Origin of the sequence: Chryseolinea soli (genome assembly GCF_003589925.1) — a bacterium.
GTDB lineage: Bacteria > Bacteroidota > Bacteroidia > Cytophagales > Cyclobacteriaceae > Chryseolinea > Chryseolinea soli.
Map to the genome: position 1 here is coordinate 8,172,190 of NZ_CP032382.1, position 25,505 is coordinate 8,197,694.

Annotated in this window: 25 protein-coding genes and 1 tRNA gene; 15 read left to right on the forward strand and 11 right to left on the reverse strand. The window is 49.1% G+C overall.

The window, feature by feature from the left end; all coding sequences use genetic code 11:
* Positions 1–6: 6 nt before the first annotated feature.
* A complete protein-coding gene (locus tag D4L85_RS33980) occupies positions 7–537 on the reverse strand; it encodes a hypothetical protein (protein ID WP_119758537.1) in 531 nt (176 codons plus the stop codon).
* A gap of 167 nt (positions 538–704) precedes the next feature.
* Between D4L85_RS33980 and D4L85_RS33985 the strand changes: the two genes are divergently transcribed.
* From D4L85_RS33985 to D4L85_RS34005, 5 genes are all read left to right on the forward strand, one after another.
* Positions 705–1,292 (forward strand): Crp/Fnr family transcriptional regulator, encoded by a 588-nt coding sequence (locus tag D4L85_RS33985; protein ID WP_119758538.1) that lies wholly within the window; start codon positions 705–707, stop codon positions 1,290–1,292.
* Between the two features lie 72 nt (positions 1,293–1,364).
* A complete protein-coding gene (locus tag D4L85_RS33990) occupies positions 1,365–1,832 on the forward strand; it encodes a DUF4440 domain-containing protein (RefSeq protein ID WP_119758539.1) in 468 nt (155 codons plus the stop codon).
* A gap of 5 nt (positions 1,833–1,837) precedes the next feature.
* A complete protein-coding gene (locus D4L85_RS33995) occupies positions 1,838–2,650 on the forward strand; it encodes a helix-turn-helix domain-containing protein (RefSeq protein WP_119758540.1) in 813 nt (270 codons plus the stop codon).
* A gap of 81 nt (positions 2,651–2,731) precedes the next feature.
* Entirely contained in the window at positions 2,732–3,118 is a 387-nt protein-coding gene (locus tag D4L85_RS34000; protein WP_119758541.1) for a YybH family protein, read from the forward strand.
* A gap of 178 nt (positions 3,119–3,296) precedes the next feature.
* The gene (locus D4L85_RS34005) at positions 3,297–4,070 is read left to right on the forward strand and encodes an isocitrate lyase/PEP mutase family protein (RefSeq protein ID WP_119758542.1); all 774 of its coding nucleotides are present in this window, start codon (positions 3,297–3,299) and stop codon (positions 4,068–4,070) included.
* Between the two features lie 77 nt (positions 4,071–4,147).
* Here the strand turns inward: D4L85_RS34005 and D4L85_RS34010 are convergent, their stop codons facing one another.
* The 3 genes from D4L85_RS34010 to D4L85_RS34020 form a co-directional block, all read right to left on the reverse strand.
* A complete protein-coding gene (locus D4L85_RS34010) occupies positions 4,148–6,607 on the reverse strand; it encodes an ABC transporter permease (protein ID WP_119758543.1) in 2,460 nt (819 codons plus the stop codon).
* Positions 6,608–6,747: 140 nt separating this feature from the next.
* Complete coding sequence (locus D4L85_RS34015) at positions 6,748–7,179, reverse strand: hypothetical protein (RefSeq protein WP_119758544.1); 432 nt, start codon at positions 7,177–7,179, stop codon at positions 6,748–6,750.
* Positions 7,180–7,272: 93 nt separating this feature from the next.
* Positions 7,273–7,890, reverse strand: a complete 618-nt coding sequence (locus D4L85_RS34020) for an FMN-binding negative transcriptional regulator (RefSeq protein ID WP_119758545.1) — start codon at positions 7,888–7,890, stop codon at positions 7,273–7,275.
* Positions 7,891–7,960: 70 nt separating this feature from the next.
* Here D4L85_RS34020 and D4L85_RS34025 point away from each other — a divergent pair, with 70 nt between their 5' ends.
* Both D4L85_RS34025 and D4L85_RS34030 read left to right on the forward strand, forming a co-directional pair.
* On the forward strand, positions 7,961–8,284 hold the full coding sequence (locus D4L85_RS34025) for a hypothetical protein (RefSeq protein ID WP_119758546.1): 324 nt from the start codon (positions 7,961–7,963) through the stop codon (positions 8,282–8,284).
* Positions 8,285–8,469: 185 nt separating this feature from the next.
* Positions 8,470–9,435: a glycosyl hydrolase family 18 protein gene (locus D4L85_RS34030; RefSeq protein ID WP_119758547.1), complete on the forward strand. Its 966-nt coding sequence runs from the start codon at positions 8,470–8,472 to the stop codon at positions 9,433–9,435.
* A 15-nt stretch (positions 9,436–9,450) separates the two neighbouring features.
* Here D4L85_RS34030 and D4L85_RS34035 read toward each other — a convergent pair whose 3' ends face one another.
* The 4 genes from D4L85_RS34035 to D4L85_RS34050 form a co-directional block, all read right to left on the reverse strand.
* Positions 9,451–9,798: a hypothetical protein gene (locus tag D4L85_RS34035; protein ID WP_119758548.1), complete on the reverse strand. Its 348-nt coding sequence runs from the start codon at positions 9,796–9,798 to the stop codon at positions 9,451–9,453.
* 66 nt (positions 9,799–9,864) lie between these two features.
* Entirely contained in the window at positions 9,865–10,377 is a 513-nt protein-coding gene (locus D4L85_RS34040) for an anthrone oxygenase family protein (protein WP_119758549.1), read from the reverse strand.
* 150 nt (positions 10,378–10,527) lie between these two features.
* A complete protein-coding gene (locus D4L85_RS34045) occupies positions 10,528–10,974 on the reverse strand; it encodes a DUF2141 domain-containing protein (protein WP_119758550.1) in 447 nt (148 codons plus the stop codon).
* 178 nt (positions 10,975–11,152) lie between these two features.
* Entirely contained in the window at positions 11,153–11,878 is a 726-nt protein-coding gene (locus D4L85_RS34050; protein ID WP_119758551.1) for a DNA alkylation repair protein, read from the reverse strand.
* 113 nt (positions 11,879–11,991) lie between these two features.
* Here D4L85_RS34050 and D4L85_RS34055 point away from each other — a divergent pair.
* From D4L85_RS34055 to D4L85_RS34075, 4 genes are all read left to right on the forward strand, one after another.
* Positions 11,992–12,063, forward strand: a tRNA-Arg gene (locus tag D4L85_RS34055).
* Positions 12,064–12,707: 644 nt separating this feature from the next.
* Positions 12,708–14,345 (forward strand): hypothetical protein, encoded by a 1,638-nt coding sequence (locus tag D4L85_RS34065; protein WP_119758553.1) that lies wholly within the window; start codon positions 12,708–12,710, stop codon positions 14,343–14,345.
* A 49-nt stretch (positions 14,346–14,394) separates the two neighbouring features.
* Positions 14,395–14,751, forward strand: a complete 357-nt coding sequence (locus tag D4L85_RS34070) for a hypothetical protein (RefSeq protein WP_119758554.1) — start codon at positions 14,395–14,397, stop codon at positions 14,749–14,751.
* Between the two features lie 12 nt (positions 14,752–14,763).
* A complete protein-coding gene (locus D4L85_RS34075; protein ID WP_119758555.1) occupies positions 14,764–15,477 on the forward strand; it encodes a hypothetical protein in 714 nt (237 codons plus the stop codon).
* A gap of 60 nt (positions 15,478–15,537) precedes the next feature.
* Here D4L85_RS34075 and D4L85_RS34080 read toward each other — a convergent pair whose 3' ends face one another.
* Complete coding sequence (locus D4L85_RS34080; protein ID WP_119758556.1) at positions 15,538–15,828, reverse strand: hypothetical protein; 291 nt, start codon at positions 15,826–15,828, stop codon at positions 15,538–15,540.
* Positions 15,829–16,415: 587 nt separating this feature from the next.
* The gene (locus D4L85_RS34085; protein WP_119758557.1) at positions 16,416–17,366 is read right to left on the reverse strand and encodes a metallophosphoesterase family protein; all 951 of its coding nucleotides are present in this window, start codon (positions 17,364–17,366) and stop codon (positions 16,416–16,418) included.
* Positions 17,367–17,717: 351 nt separating this feature from the next.
* Between D4L85_RS34085 and D4L85_RS34090 the strand changes: the two genes are divergently transcribed.
* Complete coding sequence (locus tag D4L85_RS34090; RefSeq protein WP_228450724.1) at positions 17,718–18,968, forward strand: alkaline phosphatase family protein; 1,251 nt, start codon at positions 17,718–17,720, stop codon at positions 18,966–18,968.
* A 4-nt stretch (positions 18,969–18,972) separates the two neighbouring features.
* Here D4L85_RS34090 and D4L85_RS34095 read toward each other — a convergent pair whose 3' ends face one another.
* Positions 18,973–20,241 (reverse strand): MFS transporter, encoded by a 1,269-nt coding sequence (locus tag D4L85_RS34095; RefSeq protein ID WP_119758559.1) that lies wholly within the window; start codon positions 20,239–20,241, stop codon positions 18,973–18,975.
* A gap of 294 nt (positions 20,242–20,535) precedes the next feature.
* On the opposite strand from D4L85_RS34095, the gene D4L85_RS34100 reads away from it, so the two are divergent.
* The 3 genes from D4L85_RS34100 to D4L85_RS34110 all read left to right on the forward strand — a co-directional run bounded on the left by D4L85_RS34100 (position 20,536) and on the right by D4L85_RS34110 (position 25,448).
* A complete protein-coding gene (locus D4L85_RS34100) occupies positions 20,536–20,859 on the forward strand; it encodes a PadR family transcriptional regulator (RefSeq protein ID WP_119758560.1) in 324 nt (107 codons plus the stop codon).
* Complete coding sequence (locus D4L85_RS34105) at positions 20,859–23,456, forward strand: ABC transporter permease (protein ID WP_119758561.1); 2,598 nt, start codon at positions 20,859–20,861, stop codon at positions 23,454–23,456. The genes D4L85_RS34100 and D4L85_RS34105 overlap by 1 nt, the downstream gene beginning before the upstream one ends.
* A gap of 576 nt (positions 23,457–24,032) precedes the next feature.
* Positions 24,033–25,448, forward strand: coding sequence for a hypothetical protein (locus tag D4L85_RS34110; protein WP_160144197.1), 1,416 nt, complete (start codon positions 24,033–24,035; stop codon positions 25,446–25,448).
* Positions 25,449–25,505 lie beyond the last annotated feature (57 nt).

A 25,505-nucleotide genomic window follows, 5' to 3' on the forward strand; every position in this document is an offset into this window, starting at 1 on the left:
GAGGTCTCATTGAATTTTCGATTGATTCCGAAAGTTGTATTTCATGATGTATTCCAACAGCATTTTCTTTTTCGATCTTTCTTTCATGAATTCCGCCAGCAACTCGGGATCGGTTTCCAAGATCTTTTTTGCCAGTCGTTTGTTGAGCAGGTAGATCGCGCCGGTGTTGTAGTTGATGATGACCCGATCGGAATACGGAATGAGTGTGAAACCAACACCCTTTTCCTGGAAATAACAGTAACGCCCCAGCACGGTTATTTCGGGATATCTATTCCATCGGGCGTATAGGTGCTTGCCGTCACTATACCCCCATATGGTTTTCCGTTTGATCTTTTTCTTTTCGCCGGTCCGGTCGGTCCAGAATCGCTTGCCGTCAAAAGTGTAATGATCGACAATGGCAGGGCTATTGTATTTAAATTCTTCAAAAGAAGTATAAATACCCGGCTTATAACTATTGGCCCGAATGATGTAACTTGCTTTTCTGTTCAGGGAGTCGTTTGCGATTTGGGAAAATGTATCGGCACAGATAACACTCATGGCGCAAGCGAAAAAAATTGATTTCCTGTTCGATATCATGTGGACTGAAATTGTGACATGCGAAGTAACGACACGTCTACACAGGGTAAAAGTAATTTAATTTTCAGTTTGAAACCAAATGCGCAACCAGAACCAAAGCCCGATCCGTTCCGTATTGTTCTAATACCATGAAACCCTCTCCCGAATCCAACGCAACCTTTCGAAAACACCTGGAGCAATTCATCAAAATCGACGACGCGGAGTTCGAAGGGATCCTTGCTTACTTCTCGCCCAAGAAACTGGAAAAACACCAACTCCTCATCCGCGCCGGCGACGCCGTGCATCACACCTACTGGACAAAGAAGGGATTTCTCACCTCCACCTTCACCGCGCCCGACGGCAAAGAACACATCATCCAGTTTTCCGACGAGGGCTGCTGGATCACCGATCAAAACGCCTTCTACCATCACGCGAAAGCCATCTTCAATATCTCCGCCGTGGAAGACTCCGAATTGCTGAGCCTCTCCTTCGAAAACCGTGAAAAGCTGTGTGCCACCTTTCATAAAATGGAACATTTCTTTCGGAAAAAGGCGAACGACAGCTTCACCAAACAACAGAAAAGGCTCCTCACCTACCTCACGTCCGATTCCCAGCAGCGCTACGAACTCCTGCTCCAGGAATACCCCCGGCTCATGCAACGATTGTCCAAAAAAACCGTAGCGGCCTACCTGGGCGTGTCCCGCGAAACGTTGAGCCGGTTTACAAAGAAAGGGTGATCTCAAATTAGTGACATAGATCACTTTTTAGCAGATCCCCATGGCGGATTTTTACATAAAAAAACAAACGCCATGAAAAAAATCGAAAAAGCCATCTTTGCCCTGTTAGCCCTGGGATGCTCATTTGCACACGCCCAATCCGGGAACATTTCCCTGGAAGAAGCCAAAAAAGCGATCGCCGCCAGCAACGCTATTTATTTTGAGTCTTTTGCCAAGAACGACCCCTCCATTTTTGTGAACCGCTACGCCAAAGACGCCTGCATCCTCGCCCCCAACGCTCCCGCCATGTGTGGCCGGGAAGCGGCTGCACAGTTCTTTAAAACAGCCTATGAAGAATTCGGTCTCAAAAACGGCAAGTTCATTACGACCGCTGTCTATGGCGACGGAAAAGAATACGTGACAGAAGAAGGCCTCTGGCAATCGTTCGACGCTCAAGGCAAGCTGTTTGACGATGGCAAATTTCTCGTGCTCTGGAAAAAGACCGAAGAAGGTTGGAAAATGTATCGCGATTCGTTTAGCAGCAACCGGGTTCAACAATAAGCAATATGTTCACCGAGATCCGTCCACAGGAAGCGCTGAAACAATATGTAAAGCGCTTCTATTATTATGATGCACCATCGGCCCACGCGTTCGACGACCTGGTGTTTCCCAGCGGAAACCTGGAGCTCATCTTTAACCTGGGCAACGGGCTTTGGAAAACCAAAAAAGACGAAGCCTTTTATACGACCCCCGCTGTCGAGTTGTGGGGACAAATCACCAAACCCTTGGAAGTGCGATCGGTGGGAAAGAATTTTATGTTGGGGGTCCGGTTTCATCCGCATACCGCGGCGTATTTCTTTGACGAAGACATCTCCGTCTTCAACAATGAGATCACCAACGCCGTTGACGTCTTTGGACCATCGCTCAACAATCTACACGAACTGTTGCTGACCTTCACAGACCCCAAAGATCGAATTGCCATGCTCGAAAATTATTTATTGAACCGGCTGGCCGCGTCGGAGAAAAAGCATGCCCGCATCCGGTTGGTGGAAGCCATCGCCAACGGTTTGAAAAATCATGCGGAGGGTGAACGCATCGGCAGGGTTTCCGAACGGAACAAAATTTCGCCGCGGTACGTCCACCGACTGTTTTCGCAGTACACGGGCCTCACACCCAAGCTGTTTTGCCAGATCAACCGGTTTCAATACAGCTTGCAGCTCATGCAAGGCGGCGATCAAAAAATGACCAGCGTCGGCTACGACTCCGGATACTTCGACCAGTCGCACTTTATCCGCGAATTCAAATCATTCACCGGGCTCACGCCGAGCTCATTTTCCACACAGGCCACACCGATCAATCAAATTTTAAGCAATATTTAGACTGTTCCGATTTATACAATTCCAGGCCGCTCATCGAATCTAATTTTACAGCAGTTAAAACAAACTAAAAAGTCAAACAAGATGAGAGCACCTAGAAAAGCAGAAGAAGTTCACGCCACACTGGCTAACGCCTTCAACACCGGAAATGTCGACGTTGTCATGAGCATGTATGATGTTTCAGGCATTATTGTTCCTGAGCCCGGAAAACCCGTGTCGGGGCATGCAAAATTTGAAGAAGCCATAAAAGGCATCTTATCCATCAAGGGCAAAATGGAAATCAAAACCGTGTATTGCCTGCAAACCGGGAATATCGCCGTGGGCCGCTCCGAGTGGAACATCACCGACAACGGCGACGTGAAGATCAGCGCCAAGGGCATCGAAGTGATGAAGCAACAACCCGATGGCAGCTGGAAGATCGTTGTCGATCACGCGTTTGGCGCGGAGGCCGGGCTGGTCGTGGCTTCGTGATGCCGCAAGTACAAAATGACCGGTCGCGCGCCGGTCATTTTGTATTTCAATTTATGCTCACAACGCGCAACGGAAGTATACATTTTACGTTCTCCGAAGAAGCATCCGGCTGGAGAACACATAAATGATTTTCCGGATCACGGCTGAACATTCAAAATAAAAATTTAATCTTTATCCTATGAAAAATAGATTTGACGATTTCCTGAAACTACATCACCAACCCGAGCCTCTGCTCATCGGCAATGCCTGGAATGTTCAAAGCGCCAAAGTCTTTGAACAGCATCAACTTAAAGCGCTGGCCACCTCCAGTGCGGCCGTAGCGGAAACGTTGGGCTTTGCGGATGGTCAGGGAATGGGCCTCGAAGATTATCTCTTTGTTATAAAACGCATTACCTCCTCCGTCTCCCTCCCCTTATCGGTCGATTTTGAAGCCGGCTATGGAGACACACCGGAAGAAATCGCCGCCGCCATTACCCGGCTGAGCGAACTCGGTGTCGTGGGCATCAACATTGAAGACTCGGTCGTGGTGAATGGAAAAAGGAGCATCGTCGATGCCGGAGCCTTTGCGGAAAAATTAAAACGCATTGTCAAGCTGTTAGAAACAGTAAACATAAAAATGTTCATCAATGTGCGGTCCGATTCCTTTTTGCTCGCCTTACCGAATGCACTGGAAGACGCCTTGTCGCGGATAGACGCTTATCAAAACACCGGCGTGCACGGAATATTCCTTCCTTGCATCAAAAACATCGAGGACATCGCCAAGGTGACAGGGCGTTCGAAGCTTCCCATCAACGTCATGTGCATCCCAGGCCTGCCCGATTTTAAAAGCCTGCAAAGCGCCGGTGTGAAGCGGATCAGCATGGGACCTTTTTTGAATCTCAATATTTATCAGAAATTAGGAACGGCCACCGACAAAATATTGGCCGATGGAAGCTTTAACAGCCTCTTCTAGGCGGCTATTCCCGTGTCACCTAGTCAACCGGTCTAAACCCTTGAAACTCCGGTCTCAAGGGTTCATTCCGTTAGGCGTCACTCGTTCCTTAAACTATTCACCGGATTTGCCCGTGCCGTCCGAATGGTCTGCACGCTCAACGTGATCAGCGCCACCACGATCAGCATCACACCGCTCACCACAAACACCCACCAACTGATCGGGGTCCGGTACGCAAAGCTCTGCAACCACCTATCGATCGCCCACGCGGCCAAGGGAGCGGCAATCACAAAAGCGATCAACACCAGCTTCACAAATTCTGCCGACAACAGCGACACAATGTGAGAAACGGAAGCGCCCAAAATTTTGCGCACGCCGATCTCTTTGGTGCGCGCCGCCGAAGTATACATCACCAATCCGAGCAGCCCCAGGCAACTGATGAGCACCGACAACCCCGTGGCCCAATTCAGCAGCACAGAAGTATTGCGTTCCGTCGCATAGAGTTGCGCGATGGTGTCGTCGAAAAACCGGTAGTTGAACTCTGCATCGGGATAGGCTTCGTTTACGGTCTTGCCGATCTTGGCGATGGCGTCTTGCCATTGATGCGTGCCCCGGGGTTGCGGTCGCAGGGCCACGTGAACAAAACCACCTTGTGTTCGCGACTGGTACACCAGCGGTCCGATCGGGTTGTGGAGCGATCCTTCATGAAAATCCTGCATGACGCCTACAATGGGTACTTTCTTTTTTCCGGAGAACGTAAGCTCCTTGCCTATCGCATCTGCGAGCTGACGGAAACCCAAGGCCTTTGCATAGCTCTCGTTGATCAACGCTTCATCGACGTTCCTGCCTGCGCGCACGTTGCGGCCGGCGACCAATTTGATTTGGTAAACGTCGAGGTAGTTGGGATCGCCAAAGCGCAGTTGGACCGTGCGCAGCCGATCGTTGGCAACGGACTTTGATTCGGTGCCATCGTCGTAGGTGATGTTGGCATAGGCCCCTCCCTCCATGGCGGGCGGAAGAAATCCGATGCTCATATTTTCTACTTCCGGAAGATTGGAAATTTCGTTCAGGATCCTGTCGTAATGTGTTGTGTCGCGCGGCAATTCAAAATTCAGAATGGCTTCTTTGCGGTAGCCCAAATCCTGGGTCAACGCAAAGTGAATTTGTTTGCCCACCATGAAAGCGGCAATGACAAAGAATTGGGCAATGACAAATTGCGAGACGGTGAGCACCTTTCGAATGCCGGAGCGGCGTGTAGGCATGCCGGCAAACGCCTGGCTCTTTAGCACTGCCGAAGGTTTGTAGCCCGAAAGAATAATGGCCGGATACAACCCCGCCACAAAACTGACTGCCAGCGTGAGCACGACCAGGAAGGCCATCACCGAAGGTTCGCGGAAGAGGTCGAAGTGAAGTCCGGGGGGAAGAAATTCAGCAAACCACTGTAGCAACGCGGGCGTCAGACCAGCCGAAACCAGCATGGCCAGCAAGGTGATGAAAAATGTTTCGCTTAAAAACTGGAACACCAATTGACTTCGCGAACCACCCGATGTCTTGCGGATGCCGATCTCGCGCGCCCGCTGCGATGCCTGCGCCGTGGCCAGGTTGGTAAAGTTGATACACGCCAGCAGCAATAAAAATGTTGCTATGGCCAGCAGACCCATCAGCACTTTCCGGTCGGCCGTGCGTTGACCAAAACCGGCATACTGCAAATTGAAGTGAATATCGTTCAGAGGTTGTAGCCCGAAATCCAGTTGATTCTGCTCATCCTTGTGGGAACCATATTTTTGAAACATCACATTCATGCGCGCCAGTACATCGGCGGCGTTGCTTCCTTTCGAGAGCTTGAGATACAGTTTGGAATAGGCCATCCAATCGTTCCAGAGGTTCATCATGAACTGGTCCTGCAGACTGGTCTTTGCAATGGTGGCGTAGGAAATAAATTCAAGCGAGGTGAGATCGGAAGGTTTGTCAAAGTCTTTTACGATACCGGTCACGGTCACCGGCAGGTCGTCGTTGTATTGGATCTCCTTGCCGATCACATCGCTCAAGACCGTGCCCGGAAAATATTGTGCAGCCCTGCTTTCGGTGAGCACCACCGAGAAAGGATTCGACAACGCCGACGCTTTGCTCCCGGCAAGCCATTCGAAGGGAAGCAAATCAAAATACGGATTGTTGGTAAACACCATCCCCGGCTGCTTCTTGAACACGACCTGCTCGCCGGCCCGCGCGATCATCACTTTTGCCGTGGCATCGCCTTGGAATTGCATCACGGGTACCGTCGCCTCCACACCACTGATCTCGTTTTGAATGGCCATCGCCGCGGGCGCAGGCACGGCCGGCGAGTTCCCATCGCTTTCACCAAATTTCATGTGAAGCACCACGCGATAGATCCGGTCGCCATCATCCTCAAACGTATCGAAACTATTTTCATAGCGGACCAGGAGATAGATGACCAGCGCGGCGCTGATGCCGATGGAGAGCCCCAGGATATGAATGATGGAAAAGGTGATGTTCCGTGTGAAAGCACGGAAGGCGACGGTCACATAATTTTTCAGCATGACTTCAGGGTTAGGTGCACGGCACTCCTACCAATGCCAGTGCCAAAGGCATCTATTTGACTATCAGTAAACTTAAGCTTTATTTTTGGGTTGTGCTTGTTCGGTTTCGGAACGTTCGTGTTCGATAAGGCCCAACGGCATCACCCTTTGCGTATGCTTTTTAAAAACGCCGCTTTGTCGCGGGTGTTGATCACCACTTGTTTGCCTTCGCCTTTTTCACCTTTAAAGACCAGCACGATGCCTTCTTTGTTCTCTTTCGCGGAGGTGATGCGGCCCAGCGGGATCTTGTGCAGCAGGTCGTGTTGTTTGGTGATGCCGGCCAGCAACAAGAAACTTCGCAGCCATAGTTCGTTATCCGTCACCACAATATCGAGCGAACGGCTGGCGCCACCGAATTTTGTCTTCCACGAGCGAGTGGAATACCCTAGCGCTGTTTTGTCGCGGTAAACGACGTTCACCGAATGGATGTCCGGAAAGATCGATAGCGCTTTCTTTCCCTGGTCATAAAAGGTTTTCAGAATGACAATCCCGACAGCAATGCCGACCAGCACGAGGAGCGATCCAACTTCCATTGACAACTTATTTTAAACTACAATATTACATGTTTTCATCGCGCACGAATGAATGGGCTTTGCATTTTCCACGAGGTCGGCCCGGATTTTTCGTCACGATCCTTTTTCCCTCGCTTTCATTGCTGCGGCAATCTGTCGCTCACTCTCGTGGTCGCTTTTGGAAAGCGTCTCGATGATGCGGTGACGTTCGGCCTCGGTTTTATTTTGACTGAGCTTGTTCTTGCCCTGCAGTTCCGTGACAGTGATCTCGAAGGCCATGATGCCATTGACGGCTTTTTCCCTGAAGTCGGGAGGCAGGCTGTCCCATTGCTGGCGATAGGAGGCTTCGAACGTCTCTATCATTTGTTCCAGCACGGCAACCGCTTGCTGCGGATCGGGCAATGTTTTCCCCCGGCCATAGGCATGCACCGCCATGTAGTTCCAGGTGGGCACGTTCTGAACTTTGTCGTAATGTTTCGGAGAAATGAAGGCATGGGGTTCGCTGAAAATGACCAGCACCGGGTTGGTCTCGAGCTCCATCCATTGTTTGTTGGCCTTGGCAAAGTGTGAGGTGAGCACCACCGTGTTGTCCACCTCGCGAACCAGAAAAGGCAAATGGGTGGCCGTTTGATAATTATTTTTTACGGTCACGATGGTGGCAAAGCTGAATCGCCTCATGAAGGCCACCATTTCGGCTGTGTCGGTGGTCAGGAAAGCACTGGGCGTATACATGATTGGTCGACGCGTATGCGTACGGATAAATTTTTACCCCTAATTTAGTACTGGGAAAATTGAAAATTCTATGCTGACCGACAAATTAACACACCCCGTTGTCAAGCGCGCGTTGACGGCCCTCGACAAAGGCGATGCCAAGGGCTGGTTTGGGTTGTTCACTGCGGATGCCGAGTTGTATGACGATGGGAATAAAGTGAGCTTCGTCCCTTTTTTTACAAAAGCGCTGGGGCACGAACGGTTCACGACGATCGATAAGGTGGAGAACGAGGGGTTGCATGTTTATGGGCGATTTCATTCGGATCAGTGGGGGGATTTTAGGACGTATTTTAAGTTTCATGTTGATGGGCAGAATAGGATTTATCGGTTGGAGATTGGGCAGGCGGATTACTAGGGGGCGGTATTCAGGAGCCAGAAGCCAGGAGCCAGGAGCCAGAATTTAGTAGTCGGTACTCAGTAGCCAGTAGTCAGTAGCCAGTAGTCGATATTTTGAGAGTTGGTCGTTGGGGGATAGTTTTTGGGTTGTCCTTTTTGCAGGTGCTTTTGTTTGATATTTTTTAACTTTGAAATTGGGATGATATGAAATTGTTTTTTCGCTTTGCTGTGCTCTTGTCGTTTTTGGGGAGTGCTGTCCAGGCACAGCCTGGGGAGCCTTTTCGGGTGGTGGGGTATTATTCGCTGGCGTCGGCTTTGGCGGGGGAAGATGACGTGGCTTTTAAATATGTTACGCATGTGAACCTTTGGTTTTTGAATCCGGATTCGGTGGGGAATTTTACGCGGGATCTGGGTGCGCTGGGGGGCTTCGTTGAGCGAGCGCATAAGAAACAGGTGAAAGTGTTGTTTGCTATTGGCGGGGGGACGCGGCAGCCGCAGTATCACCGGTTGTTGCAAGACGACAAGCGCAGTGCGCTCATCCAAAACCTGGTGGCGGAAGTCGAGAAGTACCATGTCGATGGTGTGGACGTTGACCTGGAGGGGACGGACATTGATGGGAACTACGAGAACTTTGTGGTAGAGTTGGCGCAGGCTTTACATGCCCGGCAAAAGCTGATCACGGCGGCGATCGCGGTGTATTATAAGGATCAGTTTACGGACAAGGCATTGGCACAATATGATTTTGTGAACGTCATGAGCTACGACCGCACGGGGCCATGGCGGCCGGATAAGCCCGGCCCACACGCTACCTATGCCCATGCGGTCGAAGACCTTGATTATTTTGGTATCGAAAGAAAGATCGCTCCGCAGCGCATGAACCTGGGAGTTCCTTTTTATGGTTACGGCTACGGGCCCGAGCTGACCTCGCGCGCCACCAGCAAGACCTATAAAGAAATTGTGGCCGCTTTCCCCGGGGCGGAAAACGTGGATGAATGGAGAATGCCGGATGGTCATATCCTCTATTACAACGGCATCCCTACCATGCGGTTAAAGACACAGTTGGCGCGCACAAAAGCATCGGGTATCATGATCTGGGAACTGCGCGGGGATAGCAAAGGGAAAAAGTCGCTGTTAAAAAACATTCACCGGGCATCCAAGACCAAATCTTAGCGCCAGCCGCAAGCATTACTTCTTCTCCCCCACTACGCCCTGCGTTTCCAGCCAGCGCAGCAACGTGTCTTTCTCCTCCTGGGAGAGTTTGATCACATTGCCCCGGGGCATCCTTTGTTTCACAAACACCTGCTTGTAGATCTTCGGCGCATGGGTTTCCATGTTGGAGACGGTGAATACTTTGCCGGGGTTTTGGCGTTCATGACAAACATTGCATTTGCCTTGCAGGATCATCAGCGCCTGGTCTTTCACGGTGTCGTCCTTTCGACGGGCAACAGGATCAGGATGAACGTTTGCCTGCGCCAAAGGGGAGACTGACATCAGCGCCACGACCATCAGTCCCTTGAAGAAATGTGTTTTCATAACTTTCTGTATTTAATAAGACAAACCTAACCTGTCATACAGGATGAGGATAGAACAAAACCGACATCACGCCGCCGCTACCGATTCCTTCGGACTGAGACACGCCAGGATCACCAACACGATGGCGAGCACGGCAGCGTAGGTTCGGATCGTGTTCAGACTATTCCACGGTCCTTCAAAAGACAGGCGCCGGGCGGTCACTTCGGCGTCGGACGCGGTGGCCAGGGGGAAGACGTCGATTGCGTTGTTCAAGGGCACATTTCCTACGATCGTCACGCCAAAGACGCCCACGACATAGACGACGGTGGCCGCCAGCAGAAACCAGAAGCGCGCCGACATCGGTTGGGCATAGTGCATGTAGGTGCTCACCGGCAACAAGAAGAGCGTACCCATGAAGGCGGCAAAAAAAACGGGATTCAATATGGCCCGGTTCATGGCCTGCATCGCCGCGACATATTCGCGGTCGGTCACATGGGCCAGGCCTGGGGTGACGGAAACGGACCAGGCATAAAACAAGCCGGCCATCAGCGCGGTGGTGGTGGCCGTTAGCACAAGGAGGAGATTGGAAGGTGTTGTCATCGCTATTTTTTTTATCAAAAATAGGATCATCCCTTCTTTCAGAATTGAACAAAACCGACACGCTGCCCAACAGACTAAAAAAAATCAATCCGCGTCTGGGTTTTTAGGCTAAACCGGGATAAATGCGCCATCCCAAACCAAGGACAACGGTCAGTCCGTCTTATTTTTGCCGATCATATACCGCATATCAATAGCAATAACGGTGTCTTTCCGGTCGGCCAGCACTTCGATGGAGGCTTTTTCAAAAGAAGGTGGGCCAATGGCACCCATGGCGTTATTGGAAAACCCGAAGCCTTCCTTGGGGATGCCGAGCCTGTTTTGATCGAGGTCTTTGTTCTTGTTTTCATCGTGCAGGATGCTGACAGCATATTTGCCCGGCTTCACGTTGTCGAAGACCACGATTACGCCGTCTTTGGAGGCCTTCACGATCTTGCCTTCCATGGCGTTGCGGGGGAAATGATCGTCTTTGTCGTACAGGCCTACGATGATGTTGCCCTTGTTGCTTTTGATCTTGTCGATCTTTACTTCCAATTTGTTTTGCGCCACGGCCATCGTGATAAAGGACAACCCTATGGCAATCATTATGCTCCTTCTCATAAAACTCAATGCTTACGAGGATAAAACAACAATGCGATCAAAAAAGTTATGCGTTCCTGTAGGGAGAGGGTTATTTAACGTGGGGGCTGGTCGCTCAAATTAAACCGCAAAGACGCAAAGGGCGCAAAGTTAACGCAAAGCGCTTCGCGGTGACTTTGCGTCCTTTGCGCCTTTGCGGTTAAAACTTCTTCGACGTCTTCCGCCCCGTCTTCAACTTCACCATCGTCTCGCGCACGGCAATGCGGGGAAGGCTTTCCGAATTTTCTCCCAGGTATTCTTCCACCGCCTCCCGGTAATGCTTCACCATGGTGCGCAGCAGCCACGAGATGGCCTTGGTGATGAGGATGTCTTTTTCGCCTTTCAGCCGGTCGATGTTTTGCAGCGCCACGGTCACCAGCTCGGCGTTCACGTTCCGGCTCAGCGGCGAGCAAAGCAACACCAGCGAAGCACGGCGCGTTTGAATGTTCTTGCTTTTGGCAAACTTGAGCAACAAGGGTTTCCAGGCTTGCCACTGCGCGGGGATCTCCGTGAGCGTATATTTTCCGGTGCACACCACATCCACTTCCGCCCAGCCCACCAGGTGCTCCAACCATGCTCCAAAGACCGTCGGCTTGAACTGGCGCTGGTCTGGGGTGGCGTAGTCCAGCAACACCCCGGCCATGAATTTCTCGGTGGCCGACTCCCCTTCGATGAGGCTGGTGAGCACCGGCACAAACCCTTTTGCCGGCATCTCCCGGTGTGCCTTTATCCATCCACGGCCAATGGCGCGCAGGGTGGGCGCGTTGATGGCGTAGCGCGGGTGCGGGTTGCCCAGGTAGCTATCCGAAAAAGTATGTTGCGTGGCTTTGCCCGCCTTGGCTTTGATGAGCTTCAACAGCTCCTGGTGATGGGGATTCATGGCCATATTGCCGTAATTTTAAACGTTTCCCCAAGATAGCACACCAAACCAAGCCCTTTTTAGCAGCGGGATTTTTTAGGCCCAAACCTTTCCTTATTTTTGCAGGCAATTGAAAACAGGGCTCCGTATTTCAATGGATAGAATTTCAGATTCCGATTCTGAAGATGCAGGTTCGATTCCTGCCGGGGCTACTTTCCCACAAGATTGAGCCAAAAAGGCTGTTTGGGTAATCCCAGCAGCCTTTTTAATTGGGGTATTGTTTCGTAATTGTTTCGCATAAGTTTCGCAATAAATGGGGTATTCAAGACTCTAACGTTGGATAATTTTACGCAGGATGGAAAGTTGAGCCCTGAAACCACACAAGACAGGGAAATACGGAACGAAAGTGATAAACAAGCCCCTGAACGATCTAGCCAGGATCCTTCTTGGAGATGAGATCAACGAGCGCACTGACCGGAGGATATTTCACCGTTACAATGAACAATACAGTAACGAGCTTTTGAAGGAAATTGCAAAAGGAATAAGCATCAAACGCCGTCTATACCATCACGTCGGCCGCGCGACGTTCGCAAGCCTATACGACCAAGCTGGCGGTAACCATCGGAGCCTAATGGAACATATGGGGCTAAGGAAAATGAACACCCTAATGAGATACGTAAAGACGAACGAGAAGGTCATCGCCGATGCAATTGGAAAGATGAATGATTCGATGAGCGATTCTTTATCAAATAAGATCAGTATGCCCGGCTTCTGATCTCCAAAGTATGGGATCACTGTCAACGAGTTCAAAGGACTAAACCATGTTTTCAAACATTCCCCATACGGCAAACATATTATGAAACAAATATCAGCAGCTGAAGCGATCGAATTGCTTAAAAAAGGCGACAACGCAAAGCCACTCCTAACTGGTTACACCATCACGGAGCCACTAGCCATTACAGAGCCCTTCAACAGCCAACCGATTAGTGACTGTAAATTTCAGTCCGTATCCATTACGGCTAATGCAGCAATTAGCTTTTCGTTTAACGGTTGCGCATTTGCAAATGGGCTGGAGCTTGACGGTGTTACGAATGACTATTTCGGTGTATCATCATGCACAATGGGTGGCACCTTGACAATAAAAAACTGTAACATTCTTACCTTACACATTAAAGGAGGAACAACAAATATTCATGAAGTTGACTTTAGAGGAACGAAGATATTGCATGAGCTGATGATTAGAAATGTAAACCATGTCAGTTTTGATTCAAAAAGCTCAGTAGAGGACAGATTCTTAATTTCCGAACGTTGTGGAAGTTTATATTTTGACGGAAAATTCAAACAGCTGGAGATGGGTAAATGCACTCCTATCAAAGAATCGATTAAGGCGCACTTCGTTGGAACGTTTAACTCCATTAAGGTTGTCCGGTGCAAAAGGGTTGAACTACATTTTGATAAGCTGGACGCCGACGAGACTAGTTTAATTCTAAATAAAGAAAGTAGTCTTTTCTTTGATAGTGGAAAAATGAAGGATGTGACAATCGAAGGTGGCCATTACTTGCTCATGAAATTTGTTGCGCAAACCGATATCAAGCTAAGGGTCATAAAAGCAAAAGACTCAGACGCCGAAAAAGAAAAAGTTTCTAAGGAGGCACAGATTGACAATTTGGATCTTGCTGCGTTCATTGCCAACGAAAAAAACAAACTACATTTCAACAACGTTGACTTCCGGAAAGTGAATCTCGACAGCTTTGATAACTATGGTTTTTTCCAGGTTAACGGATCGAAAATTCGCGACGAAATCTTACTCACTAACACCATTTTAAGGGATGCCAACTTTAATGATGTTGAGTTTCTAAAGACGTGCACAATTAACATCCGCGATTCATACCTACTTAAAACGACGTTTACAAATGTACGTTGGCCGTCGGATTACAAGATTTATCCGATCAACAATAGTCCGATTAGTGACCTAGACCCAGCAGAACTTAAGAAACTCAGAGAGTCTTATCGACAACTAAAATTAAATTATATATCAAGTGGCAATAAATTTGAAGCCTTAGAATTCCAAAAGCACGAGTACGATATCCACTATGAGATTACAAAAAAAGATCTCGGCAAGAATTGGCGGTCCTGGACATTGATTGGAAATTTTCTAATAATGTGGACACATAAGTACGCGAGCGTATTCAGTCAGAGTGTTTTGAAGCCTTTCGCGTTTTTGTTGGGTGGCCATTTAGTCCTTTTCTTTTTCTTTCTGAAAGTGCATTCTCTTGGAGTTGAATTTGGGCTGGACCACCCTACATGTGATGCATTTTGGAAGGGATTCGGACTTTATTGGACAACGATGTTTCCAACCCATCCATTCGATATAATAAGCTTTTATTCAAATCAAAAGGTAAACATAATGGGTGGACTGGATACGTTGATGAGAATTTGGTCAGCGTACTTCATTTTTTACTTTATCAGCGCATCGAGGAAATATCACTTATAGTGACCTAGTGACATCATTTGTTTTTTCCCGATCATACAATATTTTTTGAATGGCTACAATTCACGAACCGATTTCCGAGTGGAGCATAACAGTGACCGTGCTGGTGACACCCGATGAACCGCACGACCCGTTGATCGTTTTTAACACGATAGAATTTAAAACCCTGGCTATGCTTCGTGAATACTTTCTTTCTCAATACAGTTTCGCAAAATCACTAGGGTACCGTTTAACCCAAAAACCCAGACTAGGTGAAGACAATGAAAGACTTGTCGGGCGTCTGGGATTTGAGTACCGAGATCGATTCACGCACCCAAAGATGGAGTTCAAATCTGTTGATGATTTTGTTAGATTTTTGAAAGCCCATCCGGCACTCGCCACAGCAGTCGAATACGTTCAAAAACATTAACATTATTACTTTATGACTGTTATCGATCCCCTAGAAGAGAAGGTAGTAAAGGGACTAATAGGGTCCAGCGGGTCCTTCCGTGACTACTATGAAAATGAGAGGCTCCCGATGAAGATGCCAATATCATGGCTAGAAGATAATCTTGATCGCGGCCTTCGGGCACAGGCAAGTCGCAGGGGTGAAATACGATTGCAGCAGATTCCACCTCCCAATTCAGACGCTCATACCGTTGCCCATGAGATACATCACATAGTTCTGTGGAAAGTTTTTGGAGTTTATTCTGCTACTGCGAAACAATCCTATAAGGGAATCGCGGCAACGTTAAACTCCAGCGTGCTTGATTTAAGAATCGAGAGAGATCTATTCAAATATGGATTCGACATTCGCGTACCTTATGAAAAAGACGTATCGGATGCGCGATTAAACCTTCAGCACCATCGACAGTCACCAACCAACTACTTAGACCGTTTAAATTGGATCATCAACTATGCCGGCACACGTGCAGATTTTGATCTTTTATCGCGGACCTACAAGGGCTTTAGTGATCGATCATTTTTCGAATGGTTCAGAAAAAAATATTCAGACATCGCTACCGAAAGTAACAAAGTTTATAAAAAACTTACGGAGGTTGACTTGGATTCAAATGACAGCATTAAAAATTACCTGCGCTGGGTGATAGATTACTACCGCCTACCGACAGACATTTGGGTGGACAAAATTGCGTAAACCGCGAAGCAACGGTTGAAAATTTGGAATCGATTTCTCGCTGGACCCCTTCATTTGGCCTCAACCAAATGTCCTGGACGATCCCACTTTCTCTACTTTCTTAGATGACCACTGCCCGCTTTTTTTTGCGTACAGCATATAGCCCTGCATTTGATAGTACCCTTTCCGAGGAAGCCAGCCGTTCAACGGAATCCATGCATCCATCAACACGCTCTTGCAATCCCCAGGGTCGCCGTCAAATTCAAAATCCGGACGCCCCATCACTAACCCGCCGTAAGCCGATATTTCCGTTCTGGTTCGGACCCTGTCTCCAAAAATATTCACCAAGCGGTGGACCATATCCTTTTCCATCTGGTACCCTTTTGTAGCATTTCAAACGGATCGAATGTGAATCTTCAACCCCCTTTCTATACTGGTCGAGCAACTCATCTACAGAAAGGAGACAGTGCGAAATGGAGATGTAAGAGCGGCTTGTATCGAAGTTACTATGCCTGGCAGTATGGTCTTCGATGGCTTTTTTCAGGTTCATAAACCCGAAACTACCCGCCGAACTGCCCGGCTTTTAGGACACGATTTTTTCCGAAAAATTATCCCGTATTGACCTGAAAACCAATATAGTGACCTATCAATCCAATAAAACAAGGCCGTCCTGGTCACAACTGAGTCCCGAAGGCCTTCCAAAATCGGCGGTCGCCAATGCAATTTTCGAATGAAATATGAATTTGATTTTGGCGACTAGCTATAGGCTGATGGAATACGCGTAAAGGGTATCCCTTCCCTCACGATGCTTGGTAGCCCGAACCCACGAACGAGGGACGCCAGAGGCGTACGCGCGGCGAAGAACTTTAACGTGAGGGGGTTATATATCAATGAGTATTACAATGTGCAGTCATCTTTGAACTAAGTGCTCACTCCAATCCTAAACCAAACGATATAAATTATTCTGAGAACGCATAAAAAACATGCTGATGCTGGATCGATCCATTTTCATAGAGGTCGATGATCGTATAGGCCGGCGGAAATTCATCGAACACGACGGAATCGCGATGGTCGCCCCACCAATTTCCGCTCACGGCCCCACCACAAAGGTAGCGGACGCCTAAAAAATCCACATGGTCAATCTGGTGTGTATGGCCACTCAGACAAAGTTTCACATTCGCGTGTTTGTAGAACAAATTCTTCAGCTGTAAAGCATCCCGGTGCTGGCGCGATGCGGGGTAATGGATATCCTCCACTTTATCGTCTTTCAAGGCTCGCATCAACGGAATGACTGAAAGAATAGAAACATGACTAAAGATGCATATAGGACTTGTAGCGGGTATACGCTGAAGTTCCTTCTCTAGCCAGGCGAATTGCTCGTCATCAACAGCGTATTCGTTGTTATTGATGCTATCGAGCGCGATAAAATGCCAGCCGTTCATGGGAGTGGAATAATAACGACCTGGCAAGTCCAACACCTCCAAGACCCAATTTTTGTGATATCGCTTGTGCGCCTTATACGTTTCGTCGGTTTGAGGGTCGGGACCATACCAAACATCGTGATTACCGATGCAACTCCGCATCGGGATGCGATTGGTTTGTTTTAATGTTTTTGCCAACAGGTCCCACTGCGCTTCCGCTTCTTCATAGCGTTGGCCGTCGGAGCGAAAAACGCTGTCGCCGGTGTTGATGATCATATTGGGTTTATCTTTCATCGCATTGATCTCCGTCAGCACCTTCTTCACATTAGTGCCTGCGATGGCTCGTGTGTCCAGGTGCATGTCGGTGATGTGTGCTATGCGCAAGGACCGCTTGGCTTGGGGGGGTGCAGAAATCAAATCCGGCAACGCCATGCCGGTCATCGATGCGGCGGCAGCCTTTTTCACAAAGTTCCTTCTGTTCAATGTCATACTGACGATAAAAATAATGATGGAGAAATGGGCGTCCTTTTGCTATTTAAACCTACCCAAATGATTTTCATGAATGGAGTACAAATGGTTAACGAAATATTAAGAAATGAAAATTGTCGACAACGCCCTCTTCCTAATCTATCGTAATGCCAGTAGTTTATCAGGCGCCACTTCTGGCGAACTACGTTGATAATAATATCACAAAAAGTTAACAGGATACAAGCACCCTTTCCCGTTCTTTAGCACGATTTACGGAGCAATCCTAAACTCCCGTAAAGCCGGATGACCATACTTATGAAAAAGCAATTATCAATGGCACTCTTTGCCTTGTTTATGATAACCGGGCAGCTTATGGCACAGACCGCCAAGCACGTTATCTTTCTTACCATTGACGGGTTCCGCCCCGATTTTTACCTGGACAACGAATGGCAAACGCCTAACCTTCGTGCGCTGATGAAAGACGGGGCTTACGCCAAGGGAGTAAACAGCGTGTTCCCGTCCGTTACCTATCCTTCGCATACCACGATCGTTACGGGTGTGCAGCCTGAGAAGCACGGCGTATTTTACAACAACGTGTTCACCCCCGATGGAAAGCCTCAGCAGCCTTACTGGCAAGATAGTTCCATTCATGTACCTACCATCTGGAAAGCGGCCAAAGAAAAAGGCATGACCGTTGCGTCGCTCTATTGGCCCGTATCTGCCAATGCTCCTGTAGACTACAACATCCCCGACATTGGCAACCTGGGCGACTCGGTCTGCGAACAATATTCCCTACCGCATGGTTTTTATGCCGAGGTGAAAAAGGAAGTGTTCGGAGGTGTTGAGGAGATAGATGCAGGGAAAAATCAGAACGTGGCTAAGATTGCCGCATATATCATAAAGAAAAGCAAACCTGGGTTGATGACCATCCACGTATTTTCTGCAGACGGCGCTCAACATGATGTGGGGCGTTACGGAACACCGGTACACGAAGCGGTGGCTGATGCTGATGCTGCCGTAGGTATTATCATAGACGCTTTGAAAGCCGCAGGTATTTGGGAAGCCACGGTATTCCTGGTTGGCGGCGACCACGGGTTTTATGATGTAAAGAAGATGATCTCGCCCAACGTATGGCTGAAAGAAGCTGGGTTGATCAACGACGTGAGAACAGGCGACTGGAAAGCGCAATTCAATACCACCGGCGGATCTGCTTTCCTGTACCTGAAAGACCCGTCTGATAAAGCTACTGCGGATAAAGTAAAGGCACTATTGAATGCACAGCCGGATACAGTGAAGCAATATTACCGCATCATCAGCAGGGAACAATTGGACAAAGGTGGCTATAATCCGAATGTTGCTTTCGCGCTTACCGGGCAGCATGACGCTGCCTTTAGCACGGCCAGCACAGGCAATGCCCTGAAGCCCGGCAAAGGCGGTACGCATGGGCATTTTCCCGACACGAAAAATATCCGCACCGGCCTGGTAGCGCATGGCCCAGGCATCCGCAAGGGCGCTGTCATAGAGGAAATGAATCTGCGCGATATGACGCCCATCATGGTAAAACTCCTTGGTATTCCGTTTCCAAAGGTGGATGGAAAAATACCGGCAGGATTATTACAATAATTTATTATCCATTTTGCGTGTTGGATTTGGTGTTGTCGCCGCCCACGGCCAGAATAGTCAGTGCGGCGGAGAGGAGCAGCGCTGAGGCCATGAAGTTATAAGAAGCACCGAAGCCGCCGGTTGTACCGTTCAGGTATCCTACCACGTAAGCGCCCACGAACGAGCCCAGTGCGCCAAAGCTATTGATCAGCGCAACCGCTCCGCCCGCCACATGTCTGGGGAGTGCTTCGGTGATCATCGCAAAAAAAGGTCCATAGGGTGCATACATGGCAGCGCCCGCGATCGTCAGCAATACGAACGAGAGCCAGAAATTATGGCTGCCGGCAAGGTAAGATCCATAAAATGCAACAGCACCGACCAGGAGACAGGGCCAGACAAATTCTTTCCGGCGCTGGAGCTTATCGGAATAATGAGATGCCGTCAGCATACCCAGGATAGCAAATACATAAGGCACAGCGGATAGCCATCCCGTTTTGACGATGTCCATCGACGGCGCCGCTTTGATAATCGACGGGAGCCACATGACGAACCCATAAACTCCCACACTCCAGAGGGCATACTGCAGCGACAAAAGAATGACCACCCGCGAGCGAAAAGCATCCGCATAATTTTTTACCGGCTTGATATGCTGCTGCTCCTGTTCCAGGGCATGCTGCAATTTTGCCTTTTCGTCGGAGGTAAGCCAGGTAGCCCCTTCGGGAGTGTCGTCGACGATGCGCCACCAGATGAACGCCCAGACGATCGCCGGCAAGCCTTCCAGGATAAACATCCATCGCCATCCCACAGCGTCGATGAGATAGCCCGAAAGTATGGACATCCAGAGGATCGTGGCAGGATTGCCAAGAATCAGGAAGGTATTGGCGCGCGAACGTTCGGATTTTGTAAACCATCGGCTCAGCAAAATGATCATCGCCGGCATAACGGCGCTTTCCACGATGCCAAGCATAAACCGGATCACGATGAGCAAGTTCACATCCTGGATCATACCCGTAGCCGTGGCCAGGGCTCCCCACAGGATGAGAGACCAGAAGATCAGCTTTTTTGCGCTTCGCTGAACGGCATAGATAGTGCCCGGGATCTGGAAGAAAAAATAACCCAGGAAAAAAAGCGAGCTTAACAGGGAAGACGTGCCTTGATCGATACCAAGGTCCTCCGTCATGCCGCCCGCAGTTCCAAAACTGAAATTGGCGCGGTCGAGATACGCAAGGCTATAAGTGATAAAGGCAATAGGGATCAGACGATACCAGCGCGACGGAACATTAAGTTTCTCCATTCCATGAATATAGCGGGTCCTGTACCAAACAAACAACGCCGAATCACAATGAATAAGCCATTGGATAATTATTTCTGATATTGTTGTTCTGAAACGATCCAGCATACGATTTAGCCGTCGAGTTGTTCCTGAGATGGCATAAGGGTTATGGCAGTCACTGGCGAGGCTCCCTGCTGGTCTCGCCCACCAGGTCGTCCATACCTGCCAGACGCATACAAATGTTTTTTTATTTGATTTACTTAGCAAATATGGATTATATATATTACATTCATATTTGCTAAGTAAATAAAGAAAATGGCACAGATCCTTGGTGAATTTGAAGAACTGGTTCTGCTCATGGTCGCGGCCCTGCACGACGAAGCTTACGGTGTTTCCCTTCTGGAAAACCTGGAAGAAGAACTCAACAAAAAATTGAACATTAGCGCCATCCATGTCGCACTCAGGCGGATGGAGGACAAGGGGTTTGTCAAGTCAAGGTTTGGCGGCATCACCGAAGACCGTGGGGGCAGACGTAAAAAGTATTATATCATTACAGCATTGGGGAAGAGAATGCTGGATGAACAATACGCTCTGCGCAACGGAATCTATAAGCGTATTCCTAAAATTTCCTTTGGATAATGCAACCTCCAAGAAAAGCAGTGGCCTTCCTTCGCTGGTTTTGCCGCGAAGACTGTCTCGAAGAAATTGAGGGAGACCTGATGGAAGTTTTCAAAAAGGAATATGAAAATTCTCCACTAAAAGCGAAGTGGAAATACACCACGAGCGTGATGAAGTATTTCCGGCCGGAGTTTATGAAGTCATTCAAGCACCATCAACCCCGCACCCTTGGTATGTATCAGAGCTATTTCAAAATCGGTTGGAGAAATCTTTTGAGGAACAAAAGCTACTCCATTATCAATATCCTGGGATTGGCCATCGGTATTGCCTGTTGTTTACTCTCTTCGCTATACATTTTTCATGAACTGAGCTACGATCGTTTTCATAAAAATGCAAACCGCATTGTTCGTGCCACCACCGAGTTTTCGTACGGTGGCAAGGTTACCAAAGTGGCGGTCACCGGCACGAAGGTCCTGCCCGAGTTTAAACGGGTGTTCCCTGAAGTGGAAAGTGGTGTGCGCTTGTTCCCCGCAGGCGCGGTAGTAGCACACGACGACAAATTATTCAGAGAACAGGGATTTGTGTATACCGACTCAAGTTTCTTTAACGTCTTCTCTTTTCACCTGCTGGAAGGCAACCCCCGCACGGCCCTAAACCGGCCCGATCAGGTCGTTCTTACCGTTTCGATGGCGAAAAAATATTTTGGAGATAAAACGCCATTAGGGAAAACCCTTCAGGTAAATAATTCACAGGAATTTGTCATTACGGGAATAGTTGAAGATTGTCCTCCTAATTCACAGATCAAGTTTGATATGCTCGCCTCGTGGAGTTCATTGACCGACCCCGTTTATACCACCGAAGGCTGGTTCGATGCAAGCCATTATACTTATCTGCTGCTACACAAGCCGGGGATGCATGAAGCGCTGTCATCAAAGATCCCGGCTTACTTTAAGGCGCAAGACGCCAAGAATGATCTCTCCGGTGAAAATTATCTTACCATACGGTTGCAACCGCTAACCGACGTGCATCTTCGTGCCCTTGTGGAAGGTGGACTTGAACCCGGCAGTGACTACCGGTATGTCTACATCTTTTCAATTATCGCCCTGTTCATCCTGATCATAGCCGCTGCAAACTATATTAATCTCACCACAGCAAGGGCTTCCGACCGGGCGAAGGAAGTTGGATTGCGCAAAACCGTCGGAGCCCTCCCCCGGCAGCTAATCGGTCAGTTTATAAGTGAATCCCTGGTGGTGGTTACGGCCGCCCTGATCATCGGCCTGCTGCTGGTCGCAGCCCTGATGCCCGCGTTCAGCACCATTACCGGTAGGCAACTCACGGGCAATTTCCTGATGAAGCCTGAATCTTTATTTGCTATAGTCGCCATACTGCTTGTCATTGGGCTCCTGGGTGGATTTTATCCTTCCCTCGTTTTATCGCGGTTCGCACCGGCCAACGTGTTGAAAGGAAATTTCAACACAAGAGCTTCCGGTATCACGCTCCGCAAAAGCTTGATCGTTATTCAATTTGTTATCTCGATGACCCTTATAACTTCCACGCTGGTGATCCACAGCCAGATGGAGTTTATACAAAACAAGAAATTGGGTTACCAAAAAGATCATATCGTTGTATTGCGCGGAGACAGATCCATAACAGAGAAGATGCCCACGCTTAAATCGGTGCTATTGGATAACACTGAAATACAGAACATCACTACTTGCAATCAAACCCCGGTGTTTATACCGGGCAAATACAATCTTGCCTTTAATGATCAGGAGATGCTGATTACGGGTATTCGTGCGGACAAGGACTTCGTCAAAACGATGGGACTAACGATCATCGGCGGAACAGATTTCACGGAGGCGGAGGAAGCCTCGGCATTCGCCCGAACGGATACCCTTTACCGGCCTGTCATGCTGAACGAAACCGCTGCCCGGTCTTTTGAATGGACACCCGAAGAAGCGGTGGGTAAAGTCCTGACTTTTCAAGGACGAAGAAGCATGGTCACGGCGGTCGTTGATGATTTTCATTTCAGCTCGCTACATGAGTCAATCTCACCTTTCATCATTTTCATGGGCAGTACCACCAACTGGATCCTGGTCCGGACATCGGGTAACCACGTGCCGGAAACCCTTCATTATATGGCTACAAAATGGAACGAACTTGCGCCACACCTGCCCTTTGAGTATGAATTCTTGGACGACCAGTTCAACAAACTTTACAGCGCAGAGTCAAAAACCGGCAAGCTGTTTTATGCCTTCGCCATCCTTGGCATTGGGCTTGCTTGCCTGGGACTTTTTGGTCTGGTTACGTTCATGGCACAGCAACGGACAAAAGAAATCGGGATCCGTAAAATATTAGGCTCCTCCCTATACGGACTCATCATGCTCCTCTCCAAAGATTTTCTGAAGCTGGTCGTGCTGGCAACCCTTATTGCCTTTCCCCTGGGCTGGTGGGCGATGGATCGATGGCTGCAAGGATTTGCGTACCGGGTTTCCATACACGGGATGGAATTTACATTGACCTTCGTGATTACCTTCACCATTGCATCGCTAACCATGAGCGCGCAAGTCATCAAAGCTGCATTAGCCAACCCGGCGAAGAGTTTGAGAACGGAATAACAAAATGGGCAACTGACCATGAAGGGCCGGCTTAACCATTCGATTTAAAAAAATCAAGGCTTTCACTCGCATCCCTTGAAAAAGGGAGCATGGATTCCTGTAAGACAGCGGCAGTGAAGCAAAAAATTTTGATCGAAAAAAATTACATCAGGTTATATTCGTATTACAAAGAAACTATTTTTCGTGAGCAGCATAACGGCGCCCGGTTCTTGTTTGACTCCACAGAAATATCGTCTACATTTAACCATACTCCTCGACCCCTCTGGAACAACGCGCTCCAAACTATCCCATCTCGTAACGCGTTGATCAAAGCTGTTATTAACAGAACCAAGCCCACCTGGAGTAACTTGTTTGTCTATCGTTCCGGTCTCAATCTTTTTTCACTCTGTAAAACATCAAAGTACTGGCCTGCCGTGATGTTGCCTGTCTGCCGTTAGTAAAACTTCCGTTCCCGAAGACATCGTCAACACGTGGTAGGTGTGAACTCCTCGTCGATGAAGAACGCCAAAAGGTTGAGCCGGGACTGCGCTCTTTTTATTGTCGTTTTCTGATCTCCCAATTTTAACCCCCATGACCATGAAAAAGTACCTTCTCTGGATTGGGCTGCTCATTATCAGCGCCACACTCCATCAGTGCAAGAACGACGTCACGGATCCCGCCGCTTTGCAAAATGTTCAATTTACGTTTGGCCTCCCTTCTCAATCGCCATCGGGCGGGCGCACGCAGGCCGTGGAACCCACAACGTTGCTGCTTAGCCTCCGCAACAGTTGGGGTGACACGGTGTTCACCAACAAGAAAATAGCCCTGCTGCACATCGGCTCCCGTTTGATGACCGAGCCGATTCAGCTATCGGTCGGCACGTATTCCATTACTGACTTCTTGCTGACCGACGACGACGGCACAGTGTTGTTTGCCACACCAAAAGCGGAGTCGCCGCTGGCGCAGGCCGTTGCCCACCCCCTGCCCTATGACTTCACCGTGTCGGGCAACGATGCTGTGACGGTAGAAATGGAGGTACTGGCCGCTTCGGAAAGCTCGCCGGAAGATTTCGGCTATGTCACCTTCAACATTAATGCACCCAATGTTCTTCGCGTGGCTGTTTTTATAAACCAAGGCAACAGCCTGGTGCTGACCGCCGCTCACGCCGCGATCTATCATTTGGATAACCCCCCGATCGCTACCTATAACCTCGGCGCAAAAACCAACGTCATCTCTTTCCCGGGCGATCCCGACAACGAATACCGGCTGTACGTCGACCTGAACGGGTTCCCTACCTACACCAAAACATTTATCTATAGCGAGTTGGCCGCCGCTCTGCAAGGAGAGCCGCTGAAAGTCATATTTCACCAACTCAGTATCCAAATAGACGCGGAGTTAGGAATCGGACCCGGCCGTGATTTCCACCTGAATTTAGAGGGTGTCGCCGGTGGCGCCGTCAATGTGGACTGGGGTGATGGCAGCCCTATGGAACACTTCACGCTGCCTGCCGCGCTTTTCCATTCGTATTTACCCTTGCAATATGAAATAACCATTTCGGGTGACCTCACCTACATCACGGCGTTCCGGTTGGGCGAGGGTGGGCCCAAGATCGTGGGAATGGATCTTACGTCACTCGTCCAATTATCAACCTTTGAGGCGATCCATACGGCAGGTCCAACCTCACTCGACCTCAGTGGAAATCCCATCACGTCGGTATCGCTGGCGGGTGAACCGTTGCTGAAACACTTAGTGCTGCCGGTACCGAGCTTTATCAACGACGTAAACATAAACGGACCGAATAACCTTACGACCGAAGAAGTGGATGCCATCATCAAACAAATTCACGACTCCGTCATCTTCTGGAACACTCAGAACGGACACCTCAAGCTCGATCAAAATTGGCTGACGCCGACCGGGCAAATGGTGGGACCTCCCTCTGCAACCGGCCTGGAGATGTTACAGGATCTGAAAGATCATTATCACTGGCAAATTCTGCCGGACCCTGGCGCATAAACCGCCCGTCGTCCGCGTTGACATTGCTTCCAACAAAAATGGATACCGCCGCCGCAA